At 76.6% G+C, this 342-nt stretch carries 1 protein-coding gene; it reads right to left on the reverse strand.

What is annotated here, in order from left to right:
- A partial coding sequence (locus D183_RS25800) for a penicillin-binding protein activator (RefSeq protein ID WP_039729566.1) occupies positions 1-342 on the reverse strand: 342 nt, incomplete at both ends.

The following is a 342-nucleotide window of genomic DNA, read 5'->3' on the forward strand; positions in this document are numbered from 1 at the left end:
CAGCGCGGCGGCGCGCGCCTGCAGGGTGGCGTCGTTGAGCGTGGCCAGCTGGCGCACGATGGCGCGCTGGTTGTCGCTGCGCGCCTGGCCGCTGAGGCCGTTGTCGGCGCGGGCGCGCTCGTCCAGCGCCGCGGTGGCGTCGCCGGTGCCTTCCAGGGCCTGTGCACGGGCCAGATGCCAGCGCGCGCGCAGGTTCTGCGGCACCGCCTGCGGATCGCTGCCCAGCGCCTGCAGCGCCTTGGCCGGCTGGCGGTCGGCCAGGGCCAGTTCGGCCTCGACCAGCGCCACCCGCACCTTGCTCAGCGGTGGCAACTGCCGCGGCTGCACCTGCGCCAGCAGGCT

Origin of the sequence: Xanthomonas sp. SHU 199 (genome assembly GCF_000364665.1) — a bacterium.
GTDB lineage: Bacteria > Pseudomonadota > Gammaproteobacteria > Xanthomonadales > Xanthomonadaceae > Xanthomonas_A > Xanthomonas_A sontii.